3 protein-coding genes and 2 pseudogenes are annotated in these 4,041 nt (G+C 56.6%); 3 read left to right on the plus strand and 2 right to left on the minus strand.

The annotated features are described in order from the left end of the window. Nucleotides 1-153, plus strand: a pseudogene (locus HV796_RS45010) (IS110 family RNA-guided transposase); the annotation flags it as partial. A 423-nt stretch (nt 154-576) separates the two neighbouring features. Here the strand turns inward: HV796_RS45010 and HV796_RS46255 are convergent. Together HV796_RS46255 and HV796_RS40545 are read right to left on the minus strand one after the other, a co-directional pair. Then, a pseudogene (locus HV796_RS46255) lies at nt 577-882 on the minus strand (IS701 family transposase); the annotation flags it as partial. A gap of 137 nt (nt 883-1,019) precedes the next feature. Continuing rightward, nucleotides 1,020-1,187, minus strand: a complete 168-nt coding sequence (locus HV796_RS40545) for a hypothetical protein (RefSeq protein ID WP_175233319.1) — start codon at nt 1,185-1,187, stop codon at nt 1,020-1,022. A gap of 204 nt (nt 1,188-1,391) precedes the next feature. Here HV796_RS40545 and HV796_RS40550 point away from each other — a divergent pair, with 204 nt between their 5' ends. Next, nucleotides 1,392-2,483, plus strand: a complete 1,092-nt coding sequence (locus HV796_RS40550; RefSeq protein ID WP_175233320.1) for an acyltransferase family protein — start codon at nt 1,392-1,394, stop codon at nt 2,481-2,483. 233 nt (nt 2,484-2,716) lie between these two features. After that, nucleotides 2,717-3,556, plus strand: a complete 840-nt coding sequence (locus HV796_RS45020) for an IS3 family transposase (protein ID WP_377694235.1) — start codon at nt 2,717-2,719, stop codon at nt 3,554-3,556. Nucleotides 3,557-4,041: the final 485 nt, after the last annotated feature.

A 4,041-nucleotide genomic window follows, 5' to 3' on the forward strand; every position in this document is an offset into this window, starting at 1 on the left:
CACTGGTTCAACGAGCGCTTTGCCGGTGCCGGCAAGCGGCTGCGGCGCATCGGCATCGTGGCGCTCGCACGCCGTCTGGCGATCGCCCTGTGGCGCCTTCTCGAGCACGGCAAGATCCCCGCGGGCGCGACACTCAAGCCGGCACAAGGCTAAGCCCGCGAGGGGCCTGAAACATATGAGATGCAGCGACGGCATGTAAAGGTCAGCGCGCCCGAAACACGCTCGGGTTACCCATCGCGGGTAACCGTGTACCTGGATGGGGCGCGTCGGTAACAGGGTGGCGCCAGCGCTTCGCGCGTGCGGCATGAGGTGACCGGCCTGCCGGGCCGGCACGGATAGAAGGTCGACCCGGCTCTGACCGGTTCAACACCCCCCTGACCTGAGTGACACCGATATGCCAGGCAGCAAATGGTGCAGGTCATCAGCCTCGCGACCTGCCAATCACGTGTCGTCTGCGGGCCAGTCTGCCTCTGGTCGTAGCAGGCGGCCATGCAGACTGGCCGCAGACGACACGTAAGGAGCATTACTTTGCAAGACGAAATTTATATATCAAACAGGCTTGACTTCTGATTCCCCATAGAAGGCGTGTTCCTGCTTCTCATCGGGACTGCGCCGTACCAGCAGGTAATGTCCGAAGCGGCGCTCCCCGGCAGACATCTGCAAGCGCCACAGTTCCGTAAGTGCCCAGTCGTACACGCGCTCGCCTTTGGCTCCGGCGCCTGCCGACATTCGCCGCCAGGCACGAGCGGGCAAGCTCCGCGCTATCCGGTCCGCGCGAACGTACGTCGGTCCCTGCCACCATAGCAGTTCGTTCTTCGCGACAGCCATCACGAAGGGCTGCCCGAGCGACTCCAGCCATAACCGTAAAGATCGGTCACCGCCAAGCCTTCACGACCGCTTTCATTTATTGCCTATAGAGTGGCATTCCTTTTAGTTATAGACATTAATTCGTTACGGCTGTCGTACTAAGTCCGGTTGGCAGCAGCAAGTTCAGCTGACGGATACGTTTTGCTGCATGTCTAAACGTGTGCGGAAAACTCCTGATAACCGGCATCGATCGCATCGGTCGCGTGACAAAGCGAATTTGCGCACGAAGCCGCTGCGTGCCACTGGGACATTTGATCCATCTCGGCCTCATGTTGCTGGTCGGCCATCTTACGCATCCTGACTTGAACGATGGTCATCATCTGAGCGCCACTTGCGGTTGCGCGTCCCGGCTCGGGTCCCCGATAATTGTCTGTCAAATGGAGTCTGACACCTGCCTTCCCATTTGCCGGTCGCCAAGTTAGTCCAAGGCAAGAAATTTAATGAAAAACGCATTCATGCACTTGACGAGACTGCACTATCCCGCGCGAAAACGTATTCGCAGTAGATAACAATACGGATTGCATATGAGAGACAACCTGGGAGTGCTAACGTCGTTGCGCTTTATAGCCGCGACGGGCGTTGTAATCTATCACAGCAGTTGGTACTTCGGCTATGGAACGCACCTTGGACGGGTGTTTTCGATTGGGCTGGGCGTCTCGTTTTTCTTTGTGCTTTCGGGCTTTGTCCTTTACTACGCGTATCCGGATTTGCCATCTGGTCGTGACCGGGCCCGATTCATCGCCGCCCGTATCGCCAGAGTCTGGCCGCTTCATGCGGCAACCCTGTTGCTGACCATCGCATTTCTCCCCTTCCCTTGGGGCACCGGACCTGTGGACCCGACGGCGCCGCCACCGCTTCTGATCAACCTGTTTCTCCTGCAAAGCTGGGTGCCGCTTCCGCATTACTTCTTTTCCTTCGACGGCGACTCGTGGAGCATATCCACCGAGATGTTTTTCTACGGAATGTTTCCAATCCTGATCCGGAGCTGGGAGCGCACGAAATGGGCGAAGCTCGCCGGAACCGCGCTGCTCGCAGGATGCTGCGCCGGTTGGGCGACAATATCGCACCTTCCGTATCTGGCTGGCGAGAACGTAAGAAGCATCGAAGCCCTTGTCTACATATTCCCGCCTGCACGTCTGTTCGAATTCACTCTCGGCGTATTCACCGCGTGGGTATGGGGGAAATATCGCCTCCGCTTCATCAGATTCGCGACACTCATGCAGATCGTGTCGATTCTGCTTGTTGTCTTCGCAATGCTATTTTTCATCGCGGTGTCTAACGACGCAGCCTCGCACCGCTATATCTCGAAGGCGACAGTGAAATGGTTGTACGGGAGCGGGAGCGCGCCAATATTTGCGATTGCCATTTTTTCGATGGCGCTGTCGAACGGCGTAGTCGCGCGAGCGCTATCGCTGCGCCCACTCGTCCTGCTGGGGGAGATCAGCTTTGCTCTGTACCTCATACACCCGGTACTGCTTGTCTCTCTTCACAGGTCACATACCTTGGTCACGTGCGGATCGCCGGCGAACCAGCTTTTCATTTACTGGGTCCTCTGTCTGACCCTGTCATTTTTCCTCTGGACCTTCATCGAGAACCATGCCGGAAAAGCATGCTGATGAAGTTCGACGCGATGTGGCCAAAAGATCGGGAAAATCAAAAGGTTGGTGATCGATCGACGCAAGGCTGAGCAGGGATCAGATCGATCGAACTTCCCGGCAATGCGCATCGATGCGTCACAGGTGCAGCCGGTGTTTACGAGCATCCATACCTGCTTCCCGGCCTTCCCTTCGAGAATCCGGGCGGCTGCTCGCGCGCGTCCGACGCTGCATGCGAGCTCGCGCGGCATGGCATGTATGGGGCGCCACGTATGCCTGCGCAGCTTGCCCGCGAAGGCGCGCACGTGGGTCGCAAGCGGGTGGCGAGTCTGATGAGCATGGCAGGCCTGTATGGGGCGAGCCGGCGGCGCTGGCCGCGTACCACGCAGCCACGCGCGGGGTCCGCAACCAACTGTGCCCACCCTGCTGAACAAAGCCGCATATATGCAGTTAGGGGATGGCAAGAGGAGTATTATTGCCGGTTCGTGCATGTCAACTACAACCGTAATTTCCCAAAAGGTTATAGCCTTTTTCGTTATCCAAAGATTTATTATCTGAACGGCCTGTTTTTTGAAGCTGCTATGAACGCAAATGTCCGCCAAGGGAAACTGATCGTCTTGCGAGGCAATTCAGGAGCGGGTAAAAGTACGCTTGCATCGCGCTTGCGAGCATTGGCGCAAGATTCGCTTGTGATCGTCGAACAGGATTACTTTCGACGTTCGATAACTGGTGAAAAAGACCGAACTGATGCGCTCCATGTCCGCTTAATGGAACAAACCGTCCGGCTGTCAATCGTTTCTGGATTCAACGTAGTGCTTGAAGGAATCTTGAATTTCGAGCGGCATGGGTCAATGCTCACAGACTTGGCAAAGGCATATTCAGATCACTTTTTTTACTATCTGGACGTGAGCTTCGATGAATCATGGCGGCGCCATTGCGAACGATCCAAGCGCAGCGCGTTCGGCAGGGACGACATGGCCCGCTGGTTCGTGTCGCGAGATTTCACCGGTCTTGCCGGTGAGACCGTTCTTCCTGAACAGTCTTCGATTGATGTCATGGCAGCGCAGATCCTCAAACAAGCCGATCTCGGTTGATCGTATGCGATCACGCACATGTGCTCTGTCAACTCGTTGCGACTCCGGTCGGAAAGGCCACGGGTTCCGTCCATCAGGAAACGCTGGACGGATTTCGGATGGCGTCCGTGAATTCGCACCTGACGATGAGTGAGGCAGGCGGAAAAGATAGAGTTGGTCACTCATGTTCGTCGTAGCCGATGATTGCATCTTCTACGCAAGGCGGGGAACGGTACAAATCAGACGCTTGCCTTGAGACGGAGCGGATCAGTCGTGACGCAAGGCACATGCCTGATCTTATATACTGATTTTGCGCTGATCGGCCGCGTGGCGAATCAAAGATTCGCCAGCAGATCTGCAGCGTTGTGTCTGGCATGAGAGCTTCGCGGTTATTGAGTCCGCCCTGAATAAAGCGTTTTGTCCGTCGTCGGCGTTAGACGACGGGCGTTCTCTGATCGGCAGAAACGAACAACGCGACAAGAACGCGGGCGCAAAAAAGCCGCAGC

The sequence above is a fragment of the Paraburkholderia humisilvae genome (assembly GCF_902859855.1).
Taxonomy (GTDB): Bacteria; Pseudomonadota; Gammaproteobacteria; order Burkholderiales; family Burkholderiaceae; genus Paraburkholderia; species Paraburkholderia humisilvae.

Coding starts and splice junctions, on each gene's coding strand:
- HV796_RS40550 (WP_175233320.1), top strand. CDS start 1,392: ATGAGAGACAACCTGGGAGTGCTAACGTCGTTGCGCTTTATAGCCGCG.
- HV796_RS45020 (WP_377694235.1), top strand. CDS start 2,717: ATGTATGGGGCGCCACGTATGCCTGCGCAGCTTGCCCGCGAAGGCGCG.
- HV796_RS40545 (WP_175233319.1), bottom strand. CDS start 1,187: ATGATGACCATCGTTCAAGTCAGGATGCGTAAGATGGCCGACCAGCAA.